The organism is Microbacterium sp. Bi128 (genome assembly GCF_918698205.1).
The window spans coordinates 1-1,301 of the sequence record NZ_CAKKMM010001410.1 but is presented as its reverse complement, the minus strand read 5'-3'; the positions used below and the strand labels follow the sequence as shown (position 1 = coordinate 1,301).

The following is a 1,301-nucleotide window of genomic DNA, read 5'->3' as shown; positions in this document are numbered from 1 at the left end:
CGGCCGAAAATGGTGAGGCGGGGCGGCGAAGGAGGAGGCGGTGTTGGTGAAGAGGGTGTCGGCGAAGGGGGCAGGGCGCTCATGGGGTCCTCAAAATGGGGTCGACGGAACTATGCCGACCAGACTTCCCGGCGCACCTGCGCTCCAGTCTATTCGCTTTCGCCGGCCAGGGGATGCCATCGGGGACACCGGGGCCCCCCATCCCGGCCGCCGGGCGGACTTCAGACCAGCAGCTGCTGCACGAGTTCACGGCATTTCCGGTATGCGGGTGCCTTTGGATCGATGAGCGCGAAGTGGTCGCCCGGGACCTTGAGCAGCTGGACCGGCGCGCCGGCGGCCTTGGCTGCGCCGGCGTAGGTCTCGGACTGGCTCACCGGCACGGTATCGTCCTCCGTGCCGTGAACGGCATATACGGGCACGCCCAGCGGCACCGCACTCATGGGGTCGGCAAATTTATGCCGTTTGGGATATTTCTCCGATGAGCCGCCCAGGAAGTTGCTGACGGCGCCGTTGCTGAGGTTGAGCCGCTCGGCGGCCGCGAGGTTAAGTACCCCCGACTGGCTGACGACGCCGGTGAGCTGCACCGCGCCGTCGTCGTCGCCCCGACGCGTCAGCTGGCGGTCCGCGTCCGGGGCACCAAGCCCCGCGAGCCGGCGCCGTCCCGCCGCCCAGACGGCGAGGTGGCCGCCTGCCGAGTGGCCCAGGGCCACCACGCGGTCCAGTCCCAGCCCGTGCTCGTCAGCCAGTTCACCGAGCTTGTCGATGCCGGCCAGGACGTCGGCGAACGTGTTGGGCCAGCCTCCGCCGTTGCCGGCCCGCCGGTACTCCAGGTTCCAGGCCGCCATGCCGTGCGCGGCGAGGTCCTTGGCAAGGGGCTCCCCCAGTTCTGCGCCGTACTGCGAACGCCAGTACCCGCCATGGATCACCACCACCACGCCCTTGGGCGCGGCAACATCCGGGAGGAAGAGCTCACCCCACTGGCTGGGGTCCTCGCCATATTGGTACTTGTGCCTCTTCACAGCGTCCTCCTTGGGGCCCGGTGAACAGGCGGCGGAGACTGCCCCCAGAGTCACCGCCGCTGCGGCCGCGATCATAGTCCGCCGCCGCATTTCAGCCATATGCTGAGCCTACCTTGGGCACCAAGCGGCCCAGCGCAGGCCGGACCCCTCGCATGCCGGCTGCGCTGCCCTTGCCTGCGGCCGGTGTCCGCCGGCCGATCGCGGCTGCGCTGCCCTTGCCTGCGGGCGTGCCCGGCGTTGCCAGCCTGCGGGCCGGTGCCGGTGGTGCGCCGTAAGCTGGAT

1 protein-coding gene is annotated in these 1,301 nt (G+C 70.0%); it reads right to left on the bottom strand.

Going from position 1 to position 1,301, the window contains the following annotated elements; all coding sequences use genetic code 11:
• Positions 1–221 precede the first annotated feature (221 nt).
• Positions 222–1,019: an alpha/beta hydrolase gene (locus tag LQV45_RS33220; RefSeq protein ID WP_223914733.1), complete on the bottom strand. Its 798-nt coding sequence runs from the start codon at positions 1,017–1,019 to the stop codon at positions 222–224.
• Positions 1,020–1,301 lie beyond the last annotated feature (282 nt).